The 22,236-nt window shown below is 65.9% G+C and carries 28 protein-coding genes; 7 read left to right on the forward strand and 21 right to left on the reverse strand.

Features of this window, described 5'->3' with window-relative positions; translation table 11 throughout:
* The first annotated feature begins 26 nt into the window (after window positions 1–26).
* The 3 genes from AC1Q5P_RS12500 (at window position 27) to AC1Q5P_RS12510 (ending at window position 2,836) form a co-directional block, all read left to right on the forward strand.
* Complete coding sequence (locus AC1Q5P_RS12500; RefSeq protein WP_492519099.1) at window positions 27–503, forward strand: DUF3617 domain-containing protein; 477 nt, start codon at window positions 27–29, stop codon at window positions 501–503.
* 67 nt (window positions 504–570) lie between these two features.
* The gene (gene queC, locus AC1Q5P_RS12505; protein WP_492519100.1) at window positions 571–1,269 is read left to right on the forward strand and encodes a 7-cyano-7-deazaguanine synthase QueC; all 699 of its coding nucleotides are present in this window, start codon (window positions 571–573) and stop codon (window positions 1,267–1,269) included.
* Window positions 1,244–2,836, forward strand: a complete 1,593-nt coding sequence (locus AC1Q5P_RS12510) for an MFS transporter (protein ID WP_492519101.1) — start codon at window positions 1,244–1,246, stop codon at window positions 2,834–2,836. The genes queC and AC1Q5P_RS12510 overlap by 26 nt, the downstream gene beginning before the upstream one ends.
* On the opposite strand, the gene AC1Q5P_RS12515 is transcribed toward AC1Q5P_RS12510, so the two are convergent.
* From AC1Q5P_RS12515 to AC1Q5P_RS12610, 20 genes are all read right to left on the reverse strand, one after another.
* Window positions 2,837–3,373 carry a superoxide dismutase family protein gene (locus AC1Q5P_RS12515; protein WP_492519102.1) on the reverse strand — a complete coding sequence of 179 codons (537 nt, stop codon included), beginning with the start codon at window positions 3,371–3,373 and terminating at the stop codon, window positions 2,837–2,839.
* Between the two features lie 94 nt (window positions 3,374–3,467).
* Window positions 3,468–4,544, reverse strand: coding sequence for an OmpA family protein (locus tag AC1Q5P_RS12520; RefSeq protein ID WP_492477439.1), 1,077 nt, complete (start codon window positions 4,542–4,544; stop codon window positions 3,468–3,470).
* A 192-nt stretch (window positions 4,545–4,736) separates the two neighbouring features.
* Window positions 4,737–5,195: a DUF2793 domain-containing protein gene (locus AC1Q5P_RS12525; protein ID WP_193827722.1), complete on the reverse strand. Its 459-nt coding sequence runs from the start codon at window positions 5,193–5,195 to the stop codon at window positions 4,737–4,739.
* A gap of 25 nt (window positions 5,196–5,220) precedes the next feature.
* On the reverse strand, window positions 5,221–7,413 hold the full coding sequence (locus tag AC1Q5P_RS12530) for a phage tail protein (RefSeq protein WP_492519103.1): 2,193 nt from the start codon (window positions 7,411–7,413) through the stop codon (window positions 5,221–5,223).
* Between the two features lie 5 nt (window positions 7,414–7,418).
* Entirely contained in the window at window positions 7,419–7,814 is a 396-nt protein-coding gene (locus AC1Q5P_RS12535) for an NlpC/P60 family protein (protein WP_039338612.1), read from the reverse strand.
* On the reverse strand, window positions 7,811–8,629 hold the full coding sequence (locus AC1Q5P_RS12540; RefSeq protein ID WP_492519104.1) for a phage/gene transfer agent baseplate hub protein: 819 nt from the start codon (window positions 8,627–8,629) through the stop codon (window positions 7,811–7,813). Before AC1Q5P_RS12540 ends, AC1Q5P_RS12535 begins: the two co-directional genes overlap by 4 nt.
* Window positions 8,626–10,965: a DUF2460 domain-containing protein gene (locus tag AC1Q5P_RS12545; protein ID WP_492519105.1), complete on the reverse strand. Its 2,340-nt coding sequence runs from the start codon at window positions 10,963–10,965 to the stop codon at window positions 8,626–8,628. The genes AC1Q5P_RS12540 and AC1Q5P_RS12545 overlap by 4 nt, the downstream gene beginning before the upstream one ends.
* 18 nt (window positions 10,966–10,983) lie before the next feature.
* Window positions 10,984–11,562: a tail tape measure protein gene (locus tag AC1Q5P_RS12550; protein ID WP_492519106.1), complete on the reverse strand. Its 579-nt coding sequence runs from the start codon at window positions 11,560–11,562 to the stop codon at window positions 10,984–10,986.
* On the reverse strand, window positions 11,552–11,749 hold the full coding sequence (locus AC1Q5P_RS12555; protein ID WP_193827716.1) for a phage tail assembly chaperone: 198 nt from the start codon (window positions 11,747–11,749) through the stop codon (window positions 11,552–11,554). Before AC1Q5P_RS12555 ends, AC1Q5P_RS12550 begins: the two co-directional genes overlap by 11 nt.
* Window positions 11,746–12,060, reverse strand: coding sequence for a gene transfer agent family protein (locus AC1Q5P_RS12560; protein ID WP_039338601.1), 315 nt, complete (start codon window positions 12,058–12,060; stop codon window positions 11,746–11,748). Before AC1Q5P_RS12560 ends, AC1Q5P_RS12555 begins: the two co-directional genes overlap by 4 nt.
* Entirely contained in the window at window positions 12,060–12,467 is a 408-nt protein-coding gene (locus AC1Q5P_RS12565; RefSeq protein ID WP_062346116.1) for a phage major tail protein, TP901-1 family, read from the reverse strand. Before AC1Q5P_RS12565 ends, AC1Q5P_RS12560 begins: the two co-directional genes overlap by 1 nt.
* Window positions 12,468–12,496: 29 nt before the next feature.
* On the reverse strand, window positions 12,497–12,892 hold the full coding sequence (locus AC1Q5P_RS12570; protein ID WP_193827715.1) for a DUF3168 domain-containing protein: 396 nt from the start codon (window positions 12,890–12,892) through the stop codon (window positions 12,497–12,499).
* Window positions 12,893–12,895: 3 nt separating this feature from the next.
* On the reverse strand, window positions 12,896–13,054 hold the full coding sequence (locus tag AC1Q5P_RS12575) for a hypothetical protein (protein WP_156135949.1): 159 nt from the start codon (window positions 13,052–13,054) through the stop codon (window positions 12,896–12,898).
* Window positions 13,051–13,602: a head-tail connector protein gene (locus tag AC1Q5P_RS12580; protein ID WP_492519107.1), complete on the reverse strand. Its 552-nt coding sequence runs from the start codon at window positions 13,600–13,602 to the stop codon at window positions 13,051–13,053. Before AC1Q5P_RS12580 ends, AC1Q5P_RS12575 begins: the two co-directional genes overlap by 4 nt.
* Window positions 13,603–13,726: 124 nt before the next feature.
* Window positions 13,727–14,728 carry a phage major capsid protein gene (locus AC1Q5P_RS12585; RefSeq protein WP_492519108.1) on the reverse strand — a complete coding sequence of 334 codons (1,002 nt, stop codon included), beginning with the start codon at window positions 14,726–14,728 and terminating at the stop codon, window positions 13,727–13,729.
* A gap of 77 nt (window positions 14,729–14,805) precedes the next feature.
* On the reverse strand, window positions 14,806–15,228 hold the full coding sequence (locus AC1Q5P_RS12590; protein WP_039338594.1) for an HK97 family phage prohead protease: 423 nt from the start codon (window positions 15,226–15,228) through the stop codon (window positions 14,806–14,808).
* On the reverse strand, window positions 15,225–15,533 hold the full coding sequence (locus AC1Q5P_RS12595) for a DUF6127 family protein (RefSeq protein WP_039338591.1): 309 nt from the start codon (window positions 15,531–15,533) through the stop codon (window positions 15,225–15,227). The genes AC1Q5P_RS12590 and AC1Q5P_RS12595 overlap by 4 nt, the downstream gene beginning before the upstream one ends.
* Window positions 15,530–16,705 carry a phage portal protein gene (locus tag AC1Q5P_RS12600; protein ID WP_492519109.1) on the reverse strand — a complete coding sequence of 392 codons (1,176 nt, stop codon included), beginning with the start codon at window positions 16,703–16,705 and terminating at the stop codon, window positions 15,530–15,532. The genes AC1Q5P_RS12595 and AC1Q5P_RS12600 overlap by 4 nt, the downstream gene beginning before the upstream one ends.
* A 108-nt stretch (window positions 16,706–16,813) precedes the next feature.
* Window positions 16,814–18,151 (reverse strand): DNA-packaging protein, encoded by a 1,338-nt coding sequence (locus AC1Q5P_RS12605; RefSeq protein WP_492519110.1) that lies wholly within the window; start codon window positions 18,149–18,151, stop codon window positions 16,814–16,816.
* Window positions 18,144–18,671 carry a hypothetical protein gene (locus tag AC1Q5P_RS12610; RefSeq protein WP_492519111.1) on the reverse strand — a complete coding sequence of 176 codons (528 nt, stop codon included), beginning with the start codon at window positions 18,669–18,671 and terminating at the stop codon, window positions 18,144–18,146. The genes AC1Q5P_RS12605 and AC1Q5P_RS12610 overlap by 8 nt, the downstream gene beginning before the upstream one ends.
* Window positions 18,672–18,904: 233 nt before the next feature.
* On the opposite strand from AC1Q5P_RS12610, the gene AC1Q5P_RS12615 reads away from it, so the two are divergent.
* Both AC1Q5P_RS12615 and AC1Q5P_RS12620 read left to right on the forward strand, forming a co-directional pair.
* Window positions 18,905–19,546 carry a YqaA family protein gene (locus AC1Q5P_RS12615; protein WP_492519112.1) on the forward strand — a complete coding sequence of 214 codons (642 nt, stop codon included), beginning with the start codon at window positions 18,905–18,907 and terminating at the stop codon, window positions 19,544–19,546.
* A gap of 151 nt (window positions 19,547–19,697) precedes the next feature.
* Window positions 19,698–19,991, forward strand: a complete 294-nt coding sequence (locus tag AC1Q5P_RS12620) for an usg protein (RefSeq protein WP_492519113.1) — start codon at window positions 19,698–19,700, stop codon at window positions 19,989–19,991.
* Window positions 19,992–20,063: 72 nt separating this feature from the next.
* Here AC1Q5P_RS12620 and AC1Q5P_RS12625 read toward each other — a convergent pair whose 3' ends face one another.
* Window positions 20,064–20,936 carry a MipA/OmpV family protein gene (locus tag AC1Q5P_RS12625; RefSeq protein ID WP_236727234.1) on the reverse strand — a complete coding sequence of 291 codons (873 nt, stop codon included), beginning with the start codon at window positions 20,934–20,936 and terminating at the stop codon, window positions 20,064–20,066.
* A 73-nt stretch (window positions 20,937–21,009) separates the two neighbouring features.
* Between AC1Q5P_RS12625 and AC1Q5P_RS12630 the strand changes: the two genes are divergently transcribed.
* On the forward strand, window positions 21,010–21,684 hold the full coding sequence (locus AC1Q5P_RS12630; RefSeq protein ID WP_492519114.1) for a glutathione S-transferase: 675 nt from the start codon (window positions 21,010–21,012) through the stop codon (window positions 21,682–21,684).
* A 9-nt stretch (window positions 21,685–21,693) separates the two neighbouring features.
* On the forward strand, window positions 21,694–22,233 hold the full coding sequence (locus tag AC1Q5P_RS12635; protein WP_492519115.1) for a pseudouridine synthase: 540 nt from the start codon (window positions 21,694–21,696) through the stop codon (window positions 22,231–22,233).
* Window positions 22,234–22,236: the final 3 nt, after the last annotated feature.

Raw genomic sequence — 22,236 nt, forward strand, 5'->3', positions numbered from 1 at the left:
AGCAGCGTGATAAGATCAAGCATTGAGTGAGCAACGGCACAGACGCCCGCGCTCATGGGTGCGAGTGGAGCTTCATGTCGTCACGTCTGGTCCCGCTTCGCGGCCTCGGTCGCGCCACAGTCCTGTCTGCCATTGCGGCTGGAGCCTTCGCCGCGACGTCCGGCGTCGCGCAAGGGCCCGCCCTTGCCATGCTTGACCGGTTGGAGTCGGGTCTGTGGGAAGTGCGCGCCCGCGATGAGGCCGATACCGTGCAGCTATGCGTCGACAATGGCCGGAAGCTTATCCAGGTGCGCCACCGTGGCGAGGCTTGCCGGCGGTTTGTCATCGACGATGCGCCCAATATGGTGACGGTGCAGTACACCTGCCCGGCCGGTGGCTATGGCCACACCCGGGTCCGCTTCGAGAACCCGCGCCTCGCACAACTGGAAACGCAGGGGATCGACAACGGCCTGCCGTTCAACTTCGTCGCCGAAGCACGGCGTCTCGGTCCCTGCCCACGTTGAGACAGGAAGCATAAAGTTACGCGCGAGACCATTGCATCGGGCCGACGGCACGGCTAGCCCATTGGCAATGTTGCAAAGCCCTGAAGTCGCCCAAGCTCCTCTCGCAGTCGTTCTCCTTTCGGGCGGACTCGATTCGATGGTTTGCGCAGGGCTGGCCAAGGAGCAGGGATTCCGCGTTCTTGCGCTGACGATTGATTACAACCAGCGGCACCGCATCGAGCTCGACGCGGCGCGCGTGATCGCAGAGCGCGTCGGCGTGGAACGCCACGTCATCCTGCCACTGGACTTGCGCCAGTTCGGCGGTTCTGCGCTGACTGCGGATATCGACGTGCCCAAGGACGGCGTGGGTGACGACATCCCGGTGACCTATGTCCCGGCCCGTAACCTCGTGTTTCTGTCGCTCGCCCTGGCTTGGGCAGAAGCTGCTGGCTCGAAGGACCTGTTCATCGGGGTGAACGCCCTGGACTATTCAGGCTACCCCGATTGCCGGCCAGAATTCGTGCAGGGCTTCGAAGGCCTGGCGCGGATCGCCACCAAGGTCGGCAGCGCGGGTGGGACAGTAACTGTCCATGCCCCGCTCCAACACCTCAAGAAATCACAGATCGCGCAGGAAGCAGCGCGACTGGGGCTCGATGCTGGCCAGAGCTGGTCCTGCTACGATCCCCTGACCGATGGGAGAGCCTGCGGCGTATGCGACAGTTGTCGCCTGCGACGCGCAGGGTTTGAAGAGGCAGGCCTGAATGACGGAACCCGGTACAGCGACTAGCACGGACCCGACGCACCCTCAGGAACAGGAAGCGACTGCGTACAGCTGGTACGTCTTGAGCATTCTGGTGCTAGTCTACGTCCTAAATTTCGTTGACCGGCAGATCCTTTCGATCCTGGCCAACGATATCAAGAAGGACCTGTCGCTTACCGACGCGGACCTCGGCTTCCTTTACGGAACCGCCTTTGCAGTGTTTTACTCGCTGTTCGGCATTCCCCTCGGCCGTCTCGCCGACAGCTGGCATAGAGTCCGCCTGATGAGTGCCGGACTCGCGTTGTGGTCACTGATGACAGCGGTCTCGGGCCTGTCTCGGACCGGGGGACAACTCACCGCCGCGCGCATCGGCGTCGGTGTAGGAGAGGCGACGGCGAGCCCGGCGGCCTATTCCCTGATTTCGGACTACTTCCCGCAAAGGCTGCGCGCAACCGCCTTGTCGATCTACTCCTCCGGGTTGTTCCTGGGGGGCGGCCTGTCCCTGCTGGTGGGGGGCCTTATCGTCGAGCAATGGAACGCGGCGTACCCCGCAGGAGGCCCCTTCGGCCTTGTTGGCTGGCAGGCAGCCTTCATGGCCGTTGGCCTGCCCGGAGTGCTTCTGGCCTTGCTCGTTGCCACCCTGCGCGAACCCATACGCGGCGCCATCGACGGACTGCCAACGCCCAGCGTGGAGCGCCCTTTCAAGGGATTTTTCGCAGAACTCGTCACGGTGATCCCGCCGTTGACGCTGATCGGCGCTGCGCGGCGCGGCGCCATGGCCCTGATCGCCAATCTCGCGGTGGCCGTGGTCATTGCCGGCGGGGTCTACGCACTTACCATGCTGCTGGGACGACCGACGCGTCAGCAATGGATCTTCGTGGGGGTTGGCCTTTACGCGGTCTACAGTTGGGCAAGCGCCTTGCGGGCGCGCGACCTGCCAACCTTCCGCCTGATCTGGGGAACCCCTGCATTCCTGTGCACGACGCTTGGATACGGCATGGTGGCGTTCACTTCGTACGCCACGTCCTACTGGGCCGCTCCTTACGCCGAGCGCGTGTTCGCCATTGCCAAAGGTGACCTTGGATGGTTCATCGGCGCGCCCGGTGCCTTGGCCGGGTTCCTCGGCGTGATCATTGGTGGCCGCATTGCCGACCATCTGTACAAACGACATTCTGCCGGGCGGATCATGGTGACCTTGTTCGGGCTGATTGCGCCTATCGTCCCAATGGTCATTGCCTTCCGGACCGACAGCTTCGCAATTTTCGTCGCCATGCTGTTTGTGGCGCAGACGATGTCGAGCAGCGCGCTGGGCGGTGCCGCGGCAACCAGTCAATCCCTGGTCCTGCCGCGCATGCGGGGCACTGCCACGGCCACGTTCTTCCTCGCCACCACGCTGGTCGGTCTCGCGCTCGGGCCGTTCATGGCGGGCTACGTGTCGGCTACCAACGGCGAAGATCTATCGCTTGGGGTGCTGTCCACGCTTGCGGCAGCGCCGATCGGGCTCGTTCTTCTTATCGTGGCAATTCGCAGTGTCCCCGGAGCGCTGGCCAGCCTCGATCAGCGGGCACGCGCAGCCGGGGAAACCCTCGCCTGATCAGGCGCCCTGGGTAAGTACACCACAGGCAACGCGGCCCCCGCTGTTGCCGCTGGGGTCGGTCTTGTAATCGTCCGGCCCGGCGTGGACGACGATGGCAGTGCCATCGGTATCGAACAGGCTGGCCAGCACCGTGGCGGCTGTACCGCTGAGGGGCGCGCTCAACGTCCCGGTCCCGTCAGCTGCAACGGTGATGTTCGGAAGATCCCCCAGGTGCGGGCCGGCGGGGTTCATCGTGCCATGTTGGTGAGCGGTGGGATTCAAATGACCACCGGCCGATGTGAAGCCCGGAGCGTCGCACTTTCCGGTCGTATGCATGTGGATCCCATGCTGCCCGGTCGACATTCCCCGCACATCGGCAACGAGCGAGAGCGCAGTCCCCGACTGCTCGATCCTGACAGTGCCTACCGAAGCGCCCGCAGGGTCTGAAAGCGTAGCCCGTGCCAGCGTCGATGTCTGGTCCGCCTGGTCCATCGTTGCACATGCGCCCAGCAGAAGCGAGAAGGCGAGAGGCAGGATTGCGGCCTTGGATAGCATTACAACGGTCTCCGATCAGTTGGCGCCCTAGCTCATAACGAAAAAGGGGCCGGATTTCTCCGACCCCTCGTTCTTTTTCCGGCAAAGCCGAAGCTTACATGCCCGAACCCGGACCGTACGTGATTTCCACGCGACGGTTCTGAAGTTCGCGAACGCCGTCGGCGGTCGGAACGCGGTTGTTGCTTTCGCCGAATGCCTGGCTGGTGATCGAGCCATCCGGAATGCCATGCGAGGTGAGGTACGAACGGACCGACACGTTGCGGCGCTCCGAAAGGGCCTGGTTGTACTTCACGGTACCCGAACGGTCGGCATAACCGGCCAGCATGATCGGAACGCTCGCGCAGTTGCCGTAGGCGGTAACCGCGTTGTCGAGGATCGTAGCCGCCTCAGGCGTGATGTCCGACTTATCCCAGTCGAAGAACACGATGTACGGACCCTTGTTGCAGACCGGAGCCGGCGGCGGGGGCGGCGGGGGCGGCGGGGGCGGCGGAGGCGGCGGGGGAGGCGGCGGCGGAGCCGCTTCTTCCACCGGAGCCGCGCCACCGAAGTTGTAGCTCAGCGTGCCGAGGATCGAGTGCGAACGGAAGCGCGTACGAGCAGCGGTGCCGTCAGCAGCAACCAGATCGACGTTGTTGTGGTTGAAGAAGCGATACTTCAGGCCCACATCGACGTGATCGCTGATCGGCGCACGGATACCGGCCAGAGCCTGCCATGCAAAACCGGTGTCGGAGTCATTGACCTGGACGCCGACGGTGGAGTTACCAGCGTTGATGAAGTACTTGGAGCGGGCGACGCCGACACCACCGCCAACGAAGCCCTGGATGCCATCGTCCGGACCGAAGTCAAGCAGACCGTTGACCATGAAGCTCAGCGCGTCAGCATGCCCCTGCGGGTTGTCACGCACCACACCGCCGATGTCGACCGAGTCATTGTATGCACGACGGTAGCTGACTTCGCTTTCAAGGCGGAAACCGCCGAAGTCATAACCGACGATACCACCGAAGTCGTACCCATCGTGGTTGCTCAGAACGATCCCACCGTTAAGTGCTTCCGAGTCTTCAACCTTCATCGCGCCAGCGTCGGCCTCGACGTACCAAGAATCATCTCGTGCAAACGCAGGAGATGCCAAGGCACTCGACGCCAGGGCAAGGCCCAGGACCAGTTTCCGCATTATCGTTTCCCCTTTTAGCGACATCATGCCACGTCGTGCAGGTTGTCTACCGGTTCCAAAGTGGTCATGCAAGCGGACAAACACACCGAGTGTTGCATGAAAACAACGGATTGCCTCCATTGTGCAGTGCAAATTCTCGATGATTGCGCCCTCATGTGCCGGTGAAATGCCGCTAGAGGGAATTGGTTCCACTTAGTTCGCTGAAATTGTGCCGGTTACTTTAAGCAGTTCGATCAAGGCTGCGATCGCGGCCCGTGCCTCGGCATCGACAACTGCTCCACCTTGCGGGCTGGCCGGGGCCGTTGCAAGAGTCCAGCCACCGTCAAACAGACGGTTGGCGCCGTTCTGGAGATCATAGCAGCGCATGCCGATGACTGGCTGCACAAACCGCCAGCCCCCTTCCGTCCAGCCCGCAATCGCGTTTTGGTGGTTGGCGAATGGCCCGGTCGGACTTGCCCCCACGATCCATGCCTGTCCGATCACAGGGGCAGTCGGCGGATCACTCAGAACGCCTTGGACAGAACCGGCCACGCAAATATCCAGCAAGGCAAGCGCCTCGTTCACCGTGGTCTCCTTCTGCGCCTGGCCGGCAAAGAGCAGCGGGAGACCCAGTCGTGCGGTCGACGTCGAATAGCTGATAGGGTCAGTCATTGGTTTCCCTTTTCATACTGGCGGGTCATTCTGGTGCCGTGACGATCAGCGGCAATGACAGGGAGGTCCTTCCCACCTGCCGGATGCTGAAGCGGTGCGCCTCGGTCGCCGGGCCCAGGGCTGAAACCTGCGCGGATGTAAGCCGCAGGCGTGGCTCGGTCGTGTTCCAGGTGACGTTCACCGCGTCCGCAGTGCCATAAGCGATCTGCCAGAGTTCCTGAGGCTCATTGAGAGGGACATCGAGCTCGTTCAGCCAAGCCCAGCCGCCGCGCGATCGCCGGATCCAGTCCAATTGCAGCCCCCCATCGGCGAGGCGTTTTGCCTGGCCGTGGACTGGGGCCAATGGTCGCAAGCCTATGCCGCGGTTGATCACCTCGGTTGTGACGACTTCCGGGTCGCCAAGCCCGAGCGCTGCGATCTGAAGTCCTTCGGCCACGTCCGATGGATCGATCATTGTCAGGGAATCATCGATCAACACGAAAGGCTCATCGCTGGCATGGTTGGAGATGGCTGCCTCAGTTCCCCCACGCCCGCGAAGGAGGCCGCTGATGCGCCATGTTCCGTTCGCAAGCCTTTCTGCGCGCGAAAACTGGATGAGCTCTGATCCGAGGTATGAAAGATTGCTGCCTTGCATCAATTGGGCCCAGGTCGCGTCAGCTAACGCTGCATCGTGCGGCACAAGTGCCACATCAACCGTGGCATGTGCGTCGAACATCAGCGGCGTCCCTGCGGGCAGTTGCGTAAGGGTGCGCCCAAGGACTGCGCGGCGTCGGCCTGTCGATCCGATTGCCGCAAGCTGACCATCGCCGGCTTGGACGAACAAGGAGGCACCGGTCCACCCGGCGCTTTGAGATGAAGCAGCCACTTGAAGCTTGACTGTAGTCGGATCACCCACGCCGTCCCAAGGCAATTCAAACGCTGCCAGCGACGTCGGTCCCGGTTGCAGATCGAGAGCCTGATTCGCCCGGCCCGGATCGCTGATCGTCGTATCCACAGGTGCGGATGGCGGCACTGCGACCAGGTCCAGCATTACCCCGTCCGCCTGCCATTCCCATTGCTCCACTCGCCACCGGCCTTCGGTGACGGGAGTGGTCACAATGGCACCGGGGGCAAAAGCGTGGTCGATCTCGGTTATGCGGTAACGAAGGGTGTCGTGCGCAATCGTCCGACGGCGCGCTGCGCGATCCGCAATGACGCTAGCTTCAGCTGCCGTCATCGCCGCCGGGAGTTCAATGGTAGCCACGTCTCCGGGGGCACTGCGGCCAATGCTGCGCTGCAGGCCCGGCTGATAGTCCCGCCCGATATCGTAGTAGCGGACCGCACATTGCTGCGACACCGGAAGCGCCTCGCGCCGACGCGACCAGCCGCTTGCACGCGCATCCTCGGCGGATTCGCCGCCGGCACACGGCTGCGGCAAGGAAAGGGTAGTTGCCTGGCTGTCGTCGCCAAGCCGGAAGCGCAACCTCTCGTCGGCCACGGTGCAGGCAATCGGCGATAGCTCGGCCAGCGTAGCCACCGCGTCAGCCACCCCGCCCTGCTCGACGGAATATCCTGCCAGCGTAAGCGAACCGATACCCGAGACGTCGGCGGTCGGCAGCAGGAACTGCACGACGTCGGCCGCACTGACCGCGCTTTCGTCGGCCAGGATTTCGAAGGTCAGGGAAGGAAGACGATTGCCGAAATCGGCCAGCTCGAGATCCTCGAACACGACATAGGCCAAGCTACGATAAGCCGGATTCAGCGCTGCGCCTTCGGCCTGCACGAGCAGCGGATCAGGAGCCTGGTCGGCATAACCTCGATGCACGCGGACGCTTCCGCCCACTTTCAGATCGCCTGCCGCCCCGCGCAGAAGGTTTCCATCTGCCCAGATGCGCCCGATCCCCGTAACGGGTCTGCTCGATACGGCGACTGCAAACGATGCGGTGTAAGTATAGCTGGTGACAGAGGGCTGGCCTTTCCCGCCACCGTTCTTCTGCTTGTGCTCGACCAGTTCGGTCGACCAGATCACGCTGCCCGACGAACGAATTCGGCCGAAATGCATCGGCAATGCCGACCCATAGCTGGAAGTCTGGACCGACAGCTCCTTGAGCCTTGGCCCCTCGACCTTGCGCTTGCCGAATACCGCGCCGTCGATCTGCTGTCCGAGCAGCGCGCCGATCGCACCGCCCAGCGGCCCGCCGAATGCGGTGCCCACGGCGGTAAGAAGCAGGGTTGCCATCGCAATCAATCCTTCTCGTCTGCCAGTCGCCATTGCAGGCTGACCAACCATGGAAGCGGCCCGGGCAGAAATGTCACTCGGCCCAATGAAGCGTGTGCATGAACGAAGCCGCCAGGCACGCGCACCGCCAGATGCGATTGCACCGGCCCGACCCGGCACAACACAACATCGCCACCGTCCGCACATTCCGTCAGCCCGCTTGCCGCGGCGCAGCGCAGGAACCGCGCCACACTGGTCGAACGCAGCGCATAGCCCTCGGGCGGATCAGGCTGCCGCCCGGCGCGGCGCAGCGCTTCGGCCACCAGTCCCACGCAATCGAGGCCGGAAGCCGGATCGCGCCCGTGCAACCGGAACGGCACCCCCACCAGGCCCAGCGCCGCCTCGGCAAGCGCCCGGCTCATCCTTGCGCCGCCGGATAACGGGTGAGCAGGTCGTTGCCGGGAAGATACGGCTCGCCCTGGAAATTCACGGCATTGCCGAACCGCGTTGAACAGGTTGCAATCGTGTGATCGCATCCCTCACGCAGCACAACCCGCTGCCCCGCCGTCGCGTCTTCAGCCAGGGGTCGCTCGAGCACGAGCCATCCATCATCCACCACGCGCACGCGCAGCACCGCCCCGGCATCGCCGCCATCCACCGGCCTCAGCCAGCCGAAAGCGAAATCGGCCGCAACAATGCCGCTGGCCCTGACCCATTGTCGGCCTGCCCCCACCTCGGTCAACGTGGCCTCATGCGTGAAGCGGGCCGAAGAAAGCGTGCAACCCTCGCCACAGAACTCGGCGCGGCAGGTCGGCGACGTGCGCGGCACCAGATCGCGCGCCAGCACCTGCTTGAGCGACTCCAGTTCGGCCGAGAACTGCTCCCCCTCACGACCGACCGATCCGATCGTCCCGGTGAACAGCGCCTCGAACTCCAGGCTTTCCCAATCGACCAGCCCCATCGCCACGCGCGCGCCGTCGAACCGTCCGCTGGCAAGCTCCGCCTCGCCTATCGCATCGTGCGCCAGTGCGCCGGAGACTTCCGCCGAGTCCGCCTCCAGCGTCGCTGTCCGACGCACGGCCGATGGCACCATTCCCGGCGCCGTCCGGTGGCGAAGCCCGGCGAATACGAGATCGCGGTCATGGCTGGTAAAGCCCAGCGCCACACCGTCGCGCCGCTCGATCCGCCACCACACCGCCACGGTCTCAAGGGGCTGGCTGAACCAGGTCCGGCTCATGCGTCTTCTCGCAGTTCGACCAGCGGCACGCTCGGCGCCTCGCCAGCCGCGAATTCCGCGCCCGAAATGTCGAGACGGTCCTCGGCAAACCGCACCGGCACGTCGAAGAGGAAGCCGGCCCGCACCACCGAGCCTGCGGCCGGCGCCGTCGCGAACACCAGCACGCCTTTGGCATCGAGTGAAAAATCGCCGGTCTCGGCACCGTCGACACTCACCCTCAGCGTTTCCGCGCGCGGCCGGGTGATCCGCCGCTTCTGCGCATCGGCCCCGTCGCCATAGTGCTTGACCAGGGCAAAGCGCGCAGTCGCGCCATCGCCGGTCCCCAGAATCTGGTCCGTCGGCGTCGGCACCCCGGTCATCCCGTTGGAGCTGAAGTCCGAAGGATCGCGCAAGCGAAACCCGCGCGCCTGCCCGCGCCGCGCCCGGAAGAATGCGATCAACTCGCCCAGTTCCGCCTCGGACCGCACGCCCGGCCCCACGTCAAAGCGCAGCCTGGCATCCGACCACAGGCTGTTACGCCGCTCGAAGCCCGAAGCCGTGATCGTGACATTGGTCGAGAATTCCGGCGTCACCGAAGCGTCCCGTCCCAGCGCCAGCGGGAACAGGACATCGTCAAAGGATTGCATGGTCTCGTCTCCGCTCTTGTCGGGAAGCCGGGTAAAGCCGTCGCGCGAAACCTGCGGCAGAGCCCAGATGAAGGTTTCCGCCACCCCAAGGCCAGCCGCCTCGCTCGCCGCCGCATCGATGCGGGCCCATTCCACTTCCGCATTGTCCGCAAACAGCACGAAGCCTGAGAGGTAGTGCTGCTTCGATCGCGGGTAGCCCAGTCGCGCCTCGGCCATCACCCGCGCCTCGGCGCGCAGCGCATCCTTGCCCGCCGTGACCCAATCGTAGTCTTCCAGCTGCAGCACGTCGAAAGCAGGCGAGGCCCATCCGACGGGCAGATTCGCGCGGTAAGCCTCGGGCGTCACGGGATCGAGCACGGTCGGCAGGAATGCCAGCAGCAGCCTCTCCGCCCCGGCACTGCCCGCAGCCGCTTTCACCGCTGCGGCGAGGTCCGCCGTCGATTGCGCCAGCAAGGCGCCTGCCTGATCGAGCAGGCTCTTCTGCGCCGCGTCAAGGTTCGCGCCCATGTCCGGAATGTTTACGGGACTGCCGCCAAACGCCGCCTTGGCCGCGTCGTCGTAGATGCAGATGCGCCGGTCCTGCGTCACCCACCACCACGGTTCGCCCACCTGATGCCGCACCGGCAGCCCGGCGCCCTGCATCAGGCCGACCAGCGCCACGCCAACCTTGCGCACCCACGCCATCGCCTGTGCGTTCGCGGGCGAAAGCAGTGCCGAAGGCGGCACCCATCCCGTCCGCGCCGGCGCTCCGTCCCACGCCTTCTGCTGCCACGCCGCCGGGCAGTTCTGCGCCAGCACCTCATAGGATTGCGAGGCGATGATCGTCTGCCCCATTGCCTTGGCCCCGGCGAAGAACGCCTCATGCCACTTTTGCGCCGCCGGGTTCATCGCTGGCTGCCAGGGATCGACCACGAACCCGCCTGCCCCGTCCGGTACCAGCGAATAGAAGTGGCTCATGCCGATGTAGTGGTTGATGCTGCCGCGATAGCCCAGGCCCCGGATCTGCCGCAGCAGTCGTGCCGGCGTCAGGTTGTAGGCGTCGTCATAGCCGGTGCACATGGCGAGGCCATGCGGCGGGACCATCACGTCACCCAGTTCCAGCATCGGCTTGTGCCCCTGGCAGGAAATCTCGGAAAGCTCCGCCCACCCCGCCGCCGAAGTCGCAAACGGCGTCGCACTGCCCGGCGCATAGCCCGGCGCCACCAGCGAGATGAACAGCCGGTCGATATCCGCCGGATGCACCGGGTCAGCTTCGGCCGGCAGCAGGAACCCGCCGTCGAGTTCTGAAAACTTCAGCGTGATCTGCGCATCGGTTGGCGAGCCGCTGGCATAGTTCCACAGCCGCACGTACCAGGCCCGCGCATTGCCAGCCGCATCGCGTCCCTCGATGGTCAGCGTCGGCCCGTTTACCGCATCAAGGGGCAGGACCCCGCCCGATCGCCAGCGGAACGAAAGCGTCAGCCGCGAATAATCGCGCCGCGTTTCATAGGCCAGCAGCGGGTGATCCCACTTGTCTTCGGATTCCCAGATCAGCCCGACCAGATCGTCCGCCTTGCGGAACACCGCGTCCACCCGCAGCGCATCGGGCGCGGTCGTCACCACCGAGGCCATTGCGGGCCTTGGGAAATTCACCGTCCAAAAGCGCGGATCGAAGCGCTGGATCGTGTCGGTATGCTGCACCGTGCGGCGCTTGGCCAGCCAGTAACTCATCGCCGGTTCCCCGCCTGATCAGAATTCGTTGAGAGCACGGCGCACCGCCTGCGCCACCTGCTTGCCCGAACGGCGCAGGCTTTCGGGCTGGTTGCTGCCTTGCGGGCTGACGATCCGGATCGAAACGTTCACGTCTCGCCCTCGCCCCCCGCCGACCGAAGGCTCCACGCGCCCGGCTGACGTCGGCACGAACAGCTCCGGACCACGCTCGCCCACGAGGTAACCCCTGCCCGGTGCCACCGGCCCGCCCGTGGCGCGCCCCGGCAATCCGAAGATCGATGAGACCAGTCCCGTCAGCAGGCCGCCGATCCCGGCCGATTGCGCGCCCGTTGCCCCGCCAATCGAGCCGATCCCGGCCTGCAGCGCCTGCGCGGCAATGTCGCCGACCACGTTCAGCGCCACGCGTCGCAAGTCTTCGAACCCCAGCGAGCCGCGCCGGATCGCACCCAGCAATCCGCGCTCCAGCGTGTCGCCTGCCCGGCCGAACCCGTCGACCAGGATCGAATCGAAGCTCCCGCGCATCTGCGCCAGGTCCGCCGTGAAGCCGGACGTATTGGCGCGCACGTCGATCATCAGCGTGTCGAGTTCATCCGTCACGATCTTGCTCCATCAGTCTGTCGATTGTGCCGCGATCCACGCCCTGGCCATCGGGCGTGCGCATCGCGGCAAGGACGGTGGCCAGTTCCTCGGGCGTCGCCGACCAGAACCGGTTCGGTGACCAGCCCAGCAGCAGCGCGGCCTGTCCCGATAGCCGCGCTGCCACCTTGCCGAAGGTGCCGCTCATCCGCCGCCCTTCAGCACCTGCACGATCAGTGCACGCAGCACCGGCGTACAGGCGGCCAGTCCTTCGCGCGCCACCGCCTCGGCAAAGTCGGCGCGCTCAAGCCCGTTGCGATCGCGCAAGGCGTGCCAGAACAGCGCGACCATCTCGCCCAGCCGCAGCTGCCCGGCGCTCGCCCGCTCGACCAATGCAAACAGCGAGCCGAGTTCCTCCTCCGCTGCCACCAGGGCGCCGAAGGTCGGGCGCAGCACCAGCGGCTGCCCGCCAAGCGATAGCACCGCTTCACCGCGGTGCGGGTTGGCTGCATCCGCCATCAGACCTGCGCCACCACGCCCGAGCTTTCGAGCGTCATCGTATAGTTGCGCTCGCCGTTGAAATCGCCCGAGTAGTCGAGCCGCTGGACGAGGAAACGCCCACGCATCTTCTCACCACCCTCGAACGACAGCTCGTAGTCGGCGATGGTCCCGGAAAGGGCATTGCCGCGCACCTGGCCTTCAGCCGCGCTGCCAAGGAAGATGCCCGCCGCGCTCACCGTCACCGAGCGCGTCCCCGCACCGGAAAGCAGCTCGCGCCACCCGCCCGAATCCTTCGAGGTTATGACCACCGCCTCGCCGTTGATGGACATCTGCGTGGTCCGCAGGCCCGCCACGGTGTTGTAGGTCGGCGTTGCCGCGCCATCGCTGATCTTCAGCAGAAAGGCGCTTCCTTTCTGTGCTGCCATGTCGGTTCTCCTTGAAACAGAATGAGGTGTCAGGCCGCCATCACGCGCGCCCGATATTCCAGCACGACCACCCGCACCGCTTCGCCACGCTGTTCGGCCCGCGCCTTCAGCATCGCCAGGCTGGCAATGCGGAAACCACTCGCTGCCTGGTCGTAGGGCAGGCTCTCGACCCGCGCCTCGATCGCCGCGACCAGCGCCGCGCCGCCCAGCGGATCGTCGCTGCGGAAGTTCAGCTCCAGCGCCACGCGGATCTCGCGCCCGGCGAGCGTCTTGGTGCCCCAGTTGGTGCTCGCGCTTGCCGTCAGCGCCAGCCACGGCAAGGCCACGCGCGAAGGTGCTTCCTCGACCACCGCGTTGAGCGCCGCGCCCAGCGCCGGATCATTTGCCAGCCAGTCGATCAGCACGGCGCGAAAGGGAATTTCCATTGCCTATTCCTTTCCGAACAAGGGCCAGAGCAAACCTGCCTGGCGCCACCGCCGCGCGCTCTTGCCCTGCGCCAGCATTGCCGCCCGCGCCTTGGCCAGCGCCTGCGCTTTCTCGGTCAGCCGCCGCACCAGCCCGGCGCCATCGGCCCGCCCCTCGATCATGCGAGGCGCATCCGCCGCCACGGCCGCCACAGCGCGGCGACCACGGCCGGCGGCAGCGTTGCCGCCTTCTTCTCGTCGTCACGCGCGCGATGCTGGTGCGCCGCAAGCCGGATCACGCCATGGCGGATCGCCTCGGGCAAAGTGGTCCAGTCGCTGGCAAGACCGGCAACATAGGTCACCACCACCCGCGTCTGCTCGATCGGCCGGCGCAACCGCACAAGGCCGGTGCCATCGGCACGAATGTCCAGCTCGTAATCGGTCGAAGCCAGCGCCGTGCGCAGACCCGCCGTGCTCAGACCTGCCATCGCGGTGATCGCGGTAACCGGTCGCGCCGAGAGCGCCTGCCACTCGCCACTGGCTTCCAGCACGTCCTCGCAGCCCGATTGCAGCGGCATCGTGCCGGTAAAGCCCTCGCACACGTCAAACGCGGCGCGCATCAGCGAGACCAGCTCGCCATCGTCGGCGGTCCGGGAAATCCCGAGCCAGGCCTTCAGTTCGCTAAGCGCCGCCGAGGCCACGGCTGGCGGCGCGACAATTGCCCGCATCATGGCAATCTCCGGTCATCTTGGAAGGAAAGGGGGCCTGCGGCGGCAGGGGGAGGAACCGCCGCAGGCATCCGGAGGCCGTCAGGCTTCCGGAAGGGTCAGCCGAACGCCGATCAGGCCGTGATTCTCAGCAGCTTGATCGCATCGCTGTCCATGACCTGCCCGCCCACGCGGCGGGTGGCATGTCCTCGGCCTCGACCACCGGATAGCCGAGCAGGCGATCGGGCTGGCCCTGTACCAGACCCGGCTGCCACAGGAACGCGCCGTCCGAAGTCTTGAGCTTGCGGATCGTCGCCAGCGTGGTCGAGTTCATCACCCACACTGCGCCCTGGCGCAGCGGCGCCTTCATCTGGAACACCAGATCGATCAGCTTGGCCTCCGGCGCACTATCAAAGCCGGAGGCATTGCCCGAACCGATGAACTGCAGCGCCCCGAAGGCACGGGTATTGTCGCCTGCAGCGCTGGTCGTCGCGGTGAGGAAGCCCTTGGGCTGGTTGGTGCCGGTACCGTTGATGAACGCCGCACCTTCGGCGCGAGCAAATTCGGTCGCGATCTCGCCCGCCAGCCAGCTCTCGACATCGAACGCCGCGTCATCGAGCATCGCCTGCGTCGCCGAAGGATTGGCGTAGAGTTCTCCGGTCGGCGGCAGGATCTCGGCCAGCTTGGGGCTTGCCGTTTCGGGACGCGCCCCGGTCTCGCTGACCCAGCCCGAAGCCGCGCCGCCGATCGACACCAGGCGACGGAAACCTGAAGTGCCGGTCTGCACGACATTGGCCACCGAACGGATCGGGCTGATCTCCACCATGCGGCGCGCGATCATCTCGTCGATCTTCTGCGGCACCGCAAAGCCGCCATCGGCCGGCACGGTGCCCGAAAGCGCCTTCAACTCGGTCTCGCGGCCATGGCGGACATAGCCGTCGATGAAGCCGTTGATCTCCTGACCGCCTTCCGCACTGCCAGCGAGCATGGGACGCACCGCCATGCGGCCCGCCCGCTCGATCCGGCCTTTCACTTCCTCCACCTCGCTGCGCAGCGCGGCGATGGCGGCATCGTGCGCATCCTGGCGCTCGACGATGTCGAACGATTCAGCGATGGCATCGGCCTTGGTTTCGATCTCCAGATTATCCATGTGGCTCAACGTCCTTTCTGCATGAAACAGGTCGCACGGGACCGCGCGGCCCATCGGGGACTTCGGTTTCGGGAAAATCAGCCTGCCTCGGGCTCGACGTAGTGGACCCGCGCCAGCGGCTGCATCGGCCGGGTCACCAGGCTCACCTCGAACAGGTCGAGGTCCTCGAGCTCGCGCCCTCCCGGCAGCGCCCGGCCCTTGAGCACGCGGTATCCGAACGAAAGCCCGTCCACCGCGCCGTTCTTGAGCGCCCGCGCCGCCGCCGAATCCGCGGCATCGATCCGTGCCACCACGCGCAGGCCGCGCTCGTCCTCGCCTGCGCTCTCGATCCAGCCGATGCGCTGGTCGGGGCGGTGCTGCCACAGCAGCGGCAGCTTCAGCCCTTCGGCCAGCCTGCGCTCGAGACTGCCCTTGAACGCGCCCGGCAGGATCGTATCGCCGCCGCTGTCGCGCTTGCGGAAGATCGCGGCGTAGCCCGCGAACCGCACCGGGGCGCTCAACGCACCAGCTCCATCAGGCCCGTGCGCACCGCGATGCCCAGCAGCAGCAGCGCCAGCAGGCCCCGCACCACCCAGGTCACCACGGCCTTCCACGCGCTCGCCTTGGCATCGCGCCAGGCGCCTAGCAGCTGACGCAGCTCTGCCATGTCGGTCGGCGCATGATCGTCAGCCAGCCCCATCCGGCTCAGCACCCGTGCCGCGCCGAGGTCCGAAGCCTCTTCCACGATCGCCCGCAACGTGACGAGATCGCCGCCCTCGTCCTCGGCCTGCGCGACCAGCCGCGCCAGCATGTCCTCGCGGGTCATGCCGCCACCTCACCGATCCCGAGCCCAAAGCCGAGCATTTGGCGCTTCTCCTCAGCCGAAAGGAAGTCGGCGCCCGAAACCTGGGCCCACAACCGCTCGCGATCCTCGGCCAGCGCCGGCACCGCATCGAGATCGACGCTCAGCGCCGCCCCGGCAAACGAACCTGACAGCCCCTCGGCCAGCGCGGAGAGCACCTTCCCCGCGAGCGGCAGCAGCGTCAGCCGCCACAGCGCCCGGTTCGCCTCGCGATAGTTCGCATAAGTGTTGTCGCCCGGAATCCCCAGCAGCATCGGCGGCACGCCGAAGGCCAGAGCGATGTCGCGCGCCGCCGCCGCCTTGAGCGTGGCAAAGTCCATGTCCGCAGGGGTCAGCGCCAGCGCCTGCCACTTGAGGCCGCCTTCCAGCAGCATCGGCCGCCCGGCATTGCCCATGCCCGAATAGGCCGCCGTCAGCTCCGCCTTGATCCGCTCGAACTGGTCGGCCGAAAGCGCCGCCCCCGGCTCGCCGGGATCATAGACCAGTGCCCCTGAAGGCCGCGCCGCATTCTCCAGCAATGCGCGGTTCCAGCCCGCCGCCGCATTGTGGATCGCCACGGCCTCCTCGGCCGCCTCCAGGCACCCCGCGCCATAATGATCGTCAAGCGGATGGAAGTGCTTCACATGGATCAGGTTCGGACGCCCGAAGTCGTCCGTCGCCTCGATCCGCATCGCCTTCTCGCCGACCTTGTAGGCAAAGGCCGCCGGCCATCCGCCGGCATCGGGGATCACCGTCACCCGCTCGGGCCGCAGCGCAAACAGCTCCACCGGCACGCCATCGGCATCGCGCAGCACCTGGACATAGGCATTGCCGTGCAGCAGCAGATGCGCCGCCAGCGTCTCGATCAGCGGCTGGCCCGCGCTGGTCTCGCTGATCAGCGCCAGCAGCTCGTGCTGCGAAGCCCTGACCGGTGCCCCGCCGATTCCTTCGGCCACGAGCCGCACCGCGCGCTGTGCCACCGGGTTGCGCAAGTAGGCCTCGCGGATCGCCACGGGATAGTTGATCGGCCCGCGGGCGCTATCCCCGCGCCAGTCCGAAGCGGCAATCCACGGCGAGACGAAACTGCGCCCCAGCGGCGCGCGCGGCGTCACCGCCTCGCCCTTGAAGGCAGCAGCAAGCGATTGAAAGAACGACATAGTCTGCCTTTCATGATGAACTGAATGACCGCCCCGCAAGGCGCACTTCTCTTCTCCCCTCCCGCAAGCGCGAGGGGGTGGGGTGGGCAAGCAGCACCACCAAAACCTTCAATCAAACCAGATGCGCGGCTCCGCCTGTTGCCCCAGCATCAGCTCGGTCAGCGCCCAGACACAGGCATCCGCCCGGTCTGGAGATCGCCCCGGCCCTTGGTATTCGCCGCCCGGCATCATTCCGCACAACTCGTCCTCCAGCCTTGCGAACATTCCGGCATGGCGCACCCGCCCCGCTTCATAGAGCGCCGCCACCGGCTCGGCCCGCGCCGCCTTGCCCCGGCTTGCATGGACAAGGCGCAGGGGCAGGCTCGCCTGTGCCGCACGCAGCACCGCGCTCACCATCTCGCCACCCTGGTTCGCCTCGGCCACCACCCGGTCAGCCGACCAGGCCTGCGCGGCATTGACGACGGCGCGGGCCCAGCGCTCGGGACTGGCCTGTTCCACCGAACAGTCGGCCAGCACCCGGGCGATCCGGTCATCCCCGATGCCGCACACCACGATCCCGCAGGCATCGCCATGCGCGCTCGCCGGAGGGTCCACTCCGATCACGATCCGCGTGCACGGCGGCGCTGCGTCTTCGCGGCTCTCTTCGATCAGGCGGCGGCTCCACAGCGCGCCCACCAGATCCTCGATCATCTCGCCCAGCAGCTCCTGCCGGCCCAGCATGGTCCCGCCAAAGGTCTTGCGCATCGCCTCAAGGAAGCGCTCGGGCAGGTTCGCGGCGTTGTCGAAGGTCGTGCCCCGCGTCACCACCACGTCTTCACGCCTGTCCGGGTTCTGGCCACCCATGACCCGCGCCACCAGCGGCACCGGCCGCGGCGTGGTCGTCGCCACCAGCCTGGGATCGCTCCCCAGCCGCAGCCCCATCAGCAGGTTGTCCCAGGTCGAAAGCGCCCGGTTCGACATGTTGTCCCACTTGGCAATCTCGTCGCACCAGGCATGGCTGTGCTGCGGCCCGCGCAAGGCTTCCGGCTCGCCCGCCGAATAGAGGAACGCCTGTGCCCCGTTCGGCCAGGTCAGGCGCCGGACCGAACTTTCATAGGTCGGCCGCCGCCATGGCGCCCCGATCGAAAGCAACCCGCTCTCGCCTTCCACCATCACGCTGCGCGCTTCGTGGAGCGACGATCCGATCAGCGCGATCCGCGCCTCCGGATCGTTCTCGGCCACGCCGCGCACCCATTCCGCACCCAGCCGGGTCTTGCCGAACCCGCGCCCGGCCATGACCAGCCACACCCGCCAGTCGTCGTCCGGCGCAAGCTGGTTTTCCCGCGCCCAGGTCCGCCAGTCGAACGGCCACTCGATAATCTCCTTGTCGTCCAGCCCTTCGACGAAAGCGGCGATGTGCTCGGGGCTTGCATCGGACAGCCAGTCCAGCAACGCTCGCTCAGCCATGCGCGCTCAAGTCCATGGCCGCAGCCTGGCGCTGCTTCTGCACTTCCTCGCGGATCTGCAGCAGCTTGGCATGAAGCGACTGGCGCACGGCTTCGACGTCGGCATTGTCGCGGATCGCCCGCTCGCGCGCCACGGTCTCGCGATGCTGCGAAAGCAGGCGCAGAGCAGTTGCATTGTCGAACTTCGCACCATCCTTCGGCTCGCCAAAGCGCAGGCGATGCAGCACTTCGATCTCAAGCAGGTCGTAACCCTCGCACAAGGCCTCGCGCCACCTGGCGGCAAATTCGCTGTCGTCGCGCTTGTCCTTGTAGGCCCGCGAGGCCGGAATGTCCGCCGCCGCTGCCGCCGCCGTCACGTTCGACGTTTCGGCCAGCGCGGCCAGAAACACCGGTCGCCAGGGCCTGTTGCTCTTCTTCGCCTTCACCGGTTGCGCAGGTGCCAGTTCCCTATCAGGAACGTCTGCGCATGCGGTCTCCGCACATGACTCATCGGCACCCGGCTGCACTTTCGGCTTGGCCATGCGGACCATCCCTTTCGGAATTGAGCTTTTCTGACGCCACCGCCCGCCGTTCCCGCTGTCAGAACGATTCGGCCTCGCGATGTTCTTGTTATGTACTCAATTGGCCGGGAAAGTCAATCAAAAAGTGCCAATAAGGTTATCTTCCCCCTTCGGCATAACCAAACTATAAGAAGCTCTGGCACTCCGTCCCCGCCTCCCCTATCCGCACACCCGCAACAACGAACAGGATCCCGATGCTCCGCCGCCTTTATGATTGGACCATGGCCAAGGCCGCGCACCCCCATGCCGAATGGTGGCTCGCGCTGTTCGCGTTCATGGAGGCAAGCTTCTTCCCGATCCCGCCGCACCCGCTGCTCGGCCTGATGTGCCTCGCTGAACCTAGGAAGGCCGTGCGCTTCGCCGCTGTTGCCACGATCGCCTCGGTTCTCGGCGGTCTGCTCGGCTACGCAATCGGCTATGGCCTCTATGACACTGTCGGCACCCAGCTCTTGGCCGCGCTGCACCTGACCGAAAGCTTCCCCAAGGCAGCGTGCTACCTGCGCGAATACGGGGTCGAGATCATCATGATCAAGGGCGCCACGCCCATCCCGTTCAAGCTGCTGACGATCACCGCCGGCTTCATCGCCATGCCGCTGGTGCCGTTCATCCTTGCCAGCATCGTCAGCCGCTCGATCAGCTTCATGATCGTCGGCGTGCTGTTCCGCCTGTTCGGTGCGCCGATCAAGCGCTTCATCGACAAGTACCTCGGCCTCGTCACCGTCGGCTTCGTCCTGCTCGTCGTCGGTGGCTTCATCGCCGCGACAATGCTCGGCGGCGGCGGCACGTCGGATACCAAGGCCAAGTGCGAACAGATCGCGCCCGTTGCCGGATCCTGATTGTGGAATACGCTTTTTGCGCCTCTTGACGGTTCACCGCATCTTCAGGATTTTTCGTCACAACTGAAACTGTCTTTGCGACTTTTGCATGGGTCGGAGCATCGCGCTCCTTTCAGGCCGGTGCTCCTTCCGAACCGAAGGAAGGAAGAGCATGGGACGTGTGATAGGCGCCAACACCCCTGGGGAGGATATCCGGCTGCAGATGGAAGGCTACGGCCTCACCACCATCCAGATCCACTATTACCTGCCGGACCACCCCAGCCTGCTGCAGATGTTCGCCTTCCAGCAATACGATCTCGCCCCCCGGTTCCCGCGCCTCCACGGCTTCCTCGATCACTGGCGGCGCGAAATCGAGGCTGCCCTCCACTCGGTCCGCATCGCCCACAATCACCTGATTGGCCCGCAGGAATGGCGCGCCGTCGATGGCGTCATTTCCATCAACTGATCGTCAGCCCATTATTCTCCCCTCCCGCCTGCGGGAGGGGTTGGGGGTGGGCAAAGGCGCAACCCCCGAATATCAAAGCCCAAACCGGTAGGAATACCCCAGACCGACCGAAAACTGCGTGCGCTGCCCGCGCTCCCGGATCAGCGAACTCGCCGCAGGCTCGCCGCCCAGCCGGTCCACGCCGGCAAACACCGCCACCGCCCGCTTCGGACTGAGCGGCCGGATCAGGCTGGCGCCCAACCCGTAGGAAACCAGCCCGCCATCGGGCCGCGAAACCGCCAGGCCCGTGCGCGCCGCCTGGGCCCCATCCACCCCGTAATAGGTCCGCATGAAATCGCCGCTGGCAAAGGTCGCGCGCGGCCCCACTGCATAGATCACCTTGCCCGAGCGCCCGGAATACTGCGCCAGCACGTCGCCCACCACGCCCTCGTGCCCGCCAAAGCCCTGCCGGACCTCGGCCCGCAGGCGCCACTGCTTCTTCGCGCCCAGCCGCTTCTCGACAAAGCCGCCGGCCTCGCCGGCAATGTCCACGTCGCCCATCCCGCGCAAGGCGTCGCTGCCGCCGGCAATCAGGAACGGCGATCCGCCATCGTCATCGTTCCGCCCAAAGCGGGTCCGCACGATCGGCCCCGCCTTCCATCCATCGCGGTTCACCGCGTTCCAGCCGAGGCCATCCTGCACCGAAAGGAACAGCGTGTCCTTGTAGTTGATCCGCAGGTCCGGGAAGATCGACAGCGCGGTGTCCTTCGATCCGGCCCAGGCCATGCCGAACACCGGCGCCACGCCCACGGTCATCGTCCACCCCTGAGGTGCCATCGGCGGTCCCGCTGGCCGCACAGGAGCGGTGGCCGAAGGCGCTGTCTGCGCCAATGCCGGATGCGGCAGGGCCAGATTCGCCAGGGAAAGCCCGAGGGCAGTAGGCACCATCGCCCGAATGACACGCATCCTTATTCTCCTCAGTGTAAGTAACGACCCGTCGCGTCCTATGGATTGCCTTCACGACCAGCACTTTGCGGCAATGTGTCGAAAACTTGCCCTTGTGCTGCGCACGCTGTCCCGCAATCCTCACGCCATGCTCACGCTCTACCACTGCAAGAACGCCCGCTCCTTCCGCGCGCTCTGGGCGCTTGAGGAAATGGGCCTGCCCTACCGGCTCCACACCCTCCCCTTCCCGCCGCGCCACCGGCATGAAGGCATGCACGAAATCAACCCCTTGGGCACGATTCCGGTCCTGATCGATGGCGATGTGAGAATGACCGAAAGCGTCGCGATCCCGCACTACCTCGCCACGAAGTACGGCCCGACGGACCTCGCCGTCGCCCCGCACGAGGAAGGCTACGCCGCCTACCTCAACTTCCTCGTCATGGGCGAGGCGACGCTCACCTTCCCGCAGACCATCCACCTGCGCTACCAGGTCTTCGCCAGGCCCGGAGAGCGCCGCCCCGAAATCGCGCGCGACTACGCCGAATGGTTCGGCTCGCGATTGCGAAATGCGGAAGGCATGATGGGTGAGGAATTCGTCGCTGCCGGGCGGTTCACCATGGCTGACATCTCGGTTGGCTATGCGATCATGCTCGCGCTGTCGGTCGGCCTCGAAGAGTTCGTGCCGTGTTCGCTGCGCGACCGCTGGAGTTCGCTTTCTGCCCGCGAGAGGTGGAAACGCGCGATTGCCGCCCAGGAATCAAGCGCCTAAGCGCGGCGGATGGCCCTCATTGCGTTCAACAAGCCCTTTGGCGTGCTCTGCCAGTTCTCTCCCGAACGCACTGGCCCGCCCCGGCCCACGCTCGCGGATTTCATAGACTTCCCGGGCGTTTACCCAGCCGGCCGGCTTGACCATGACAGCGAAGGCCTGCTGCTCCTGACCGACGACGGCCACCTCCAGTCCCGCATCGCCGACCCGCGCCACAAGCTGCCAAAAACCTATCTCGTTCAGGTGGAAGGCGAGCCCGACGAGGCCGCACTGCAGGCGCTGTGCAAGGGGGTCACGCTCAAGGACGGCCCCACCCTACCCGCCAGGGCGGAGCGGATCGACGACCCGGCGCTCTGGCCCCGCGATCCGCCGATCCGCGTGAGAAAATCGATCCCCGACACCTGGTTGCGCCTCACGATCCGCGAAGGTCGCAACCGCCAGGTCCGCCGCATGACCGCCGCCGTCGGCCACCCGACACTGCGCCTCGTCCGCTGGCAGATCGGCGACTGGACACTCGACGGGATTGCGCCCGGAGAATGGCGAGCGCTCTAAAGC

The organism is Novosphingobium sp. GW835-FHT14H07 (assembly GCF_058793515.1).

Excerpts from the sequence above, each read along its gene's own strand:
- AC1Q5P_RS12630 (WP_492519114.1), top strand. The coding sequence starts at position 21,010 with ATGTGTCGAAAACTTGCCCTTGTGCTGCGCACGCTGTCCCGCAATCCT.
- AC1Q5P_RS12610 (WP_492519111.1), bottom strand. The coding sequence starts at position 18,671 with ATGGCCAAGCCGAAAGTGCAGCCGGGTGCCGATGAGTCATGTGCGGAG.
- AC1Q5P_RS12545 (WP_492519105.1), bottom strand. The coding sequence starts at position 10,965 with ATGAGTTACTGGCTGGCCAAGCGCCGCACGGTGCAGCATACCGACACG.
- AC1Q5P_RS12575 (WP_156135949.1), bottom strand. The coding sequence starts at position 13,054 with ATGATCGAGGGGCGGGCCGATGGCGCCGGGCTGGTGCGGCGGCTGACC.
- AC1Q5P_RS12595 (WP_039338591.1), bottom strand. The coding sequence starts at position 15,533 with ATGACCCGCGAGGACATGCTGGCGCGGCTGGTCGCGCAGGCCGAGGAC.
- AC1Q5P_RS12580 (WP_492519107.1), bottom strand. The coding sequence starts at position 13,602 with ATGATGCGGGCAATTGTCGCGCCGCCAGCCGTGGCCTCGGCGGCGCTT.
- AC1Q5P_RS12515 (WP_492519102.1), bottom strand. The coding sequence starts at position 3,373 with ATGCTATCCAAGGCCGCAATCCTGCCTCTCGCCTTCTCGCTTCTGCTG.
- AC1Q5P_RS12530 (WP_492519103.1), bottom strand. The coding sequence starts at position 7,413 with ATGGCAACCCTGCTTCTTACCGCCGTGGGCACCGCATTCGGCGGGCCG.
- AC1Q5P_RS12565 (WP_062346116.1), bottom strand. The coding sequence starts at position 12,467 with ATGGCAGCACAGAAAGGAAGCGCCTTTCTGCTGAAGATCAGCGATGGC.
- AC1Q5P_RS12510 (WP_492519101.1), top strand. The coding sequence starts at position 1,244 with ATGACGGAACCCGGTACAGCGACTAGCACGGACCCGACGCACCCTCAG.
- AC1Q5P_RS12560 (WP_039338601.1), bottom strand. The coding sequence starts at position 12,060 with ATGGCGGATGCAGCCAACCCGCACCGCGGTGAAGCGGTGCTATCGCTT.
- AC1Q5P_RS12620 (WP_492519113.1), top strand. The coding sequence starts at position 19,698 with ATGGGACGTGTGATAGGCGCCAACACCCCTGGGGAGGATATCCGGCTG.
- AC1Q5P_RS12570 (WP_193827715.1), bottom strand. The coding sequence starts at position 12,892 with ATGGAAATTCCCTTTCGCGCCGTGCTGATCGACTGGCTGGCAAATGAT.
- AC1Q5P_RS12540 (WP_492519104.1), bottom strand. The coding sequence starts at position 8,629 with ATGAGCCGGACCTGGTTCAGCCAGCCCCTTGAGACCGTGGCGGTGTGG.
- AC1Q5P_RS12555 (WP_193827716.1), bottom strand. The coding sequence starts at position 11,749 with ATGAGCGGCACCTTCGGCAAGGTGGCAGCGCGGCTATCGGGACAGGCC.
- queC (WP_492519100.1), top strand. The coding sequence starts at position 571 with ATGTTGCAAAGCCCTGAAGTCGCCCAAGCTCCTCTCGCAGTCGTTCTC.
- AC1Q5P_RS12520 (WP_492477439.1), bottom strand. The coding sequence starts at position 4,544 with ATGCGGAAACTGGTCCTGGGCCTTGCCCTGGCGTCGAGTGCCTTGGCA.
- AC1Q5P_RS12605 (WP_492519110.1), bottom strand. The coding sequence starts at position 18,151 with ATGGCTGAGCGAGCGTTGCTGGACTGGCTGTCCGATGCAAGCCCCGAG.
- AC1Q5P_RS12525 (WP_193827722.1), bottom strand. The coding sequence starts at position 5,195 with ATGACTGACCCTATCAGCTATTCGACGTCGACCGCACGACTGGGTCTC.
- AC1Q5P_RS12615 (WP_492519112.1), top strand. The coding sequence starts at position 18,905 with ATGCTCCGCCGCCTTTATGATTGGACCATGGCCAAGGCCGCGCACCCC.
- AC1Q5P_RS12625 (WP_236727234.1), bottom strand. The coding sequence starts at position 20,936 with ATGCGTGTCATTCGGGCGATGGTGCCTACTGCCCTCGGGCTTTCCCTG.
- AC1Q5P_RS12600 (WP_492519109.1), bottom strand. The coding sequence starts at position 16,705 with ATGTCGTTCTTTCAATCGCTTGCTGCTGCCTTCAAGGGCGAGGCGGTG.
- AC1Q5P_RS12635 (WP_492519115.1), top strand. The coding sequence starts at position 21,694 with ATGGCCCTCATTGCGTTCAACAAGCCCTTTGGCGTGCTCTGCCAGTTC.
- AC1Q5P_RS12585 (WP_492519108.1), bottom strand. The coding sequence starts at position 14,728 with ATGGATAATCTGGAGATCGAAACCAAGGCCGATGCCATCGCTGAATCG.
- AC1Q5P_RS12535 (WP_039338612.1), bottom strand. The coding sequence starts at position 7,814 with ATGAGCCGGGCGCTTGCCGAGGCGGCGCTGGGCCTGGTGGGGGTGCCG.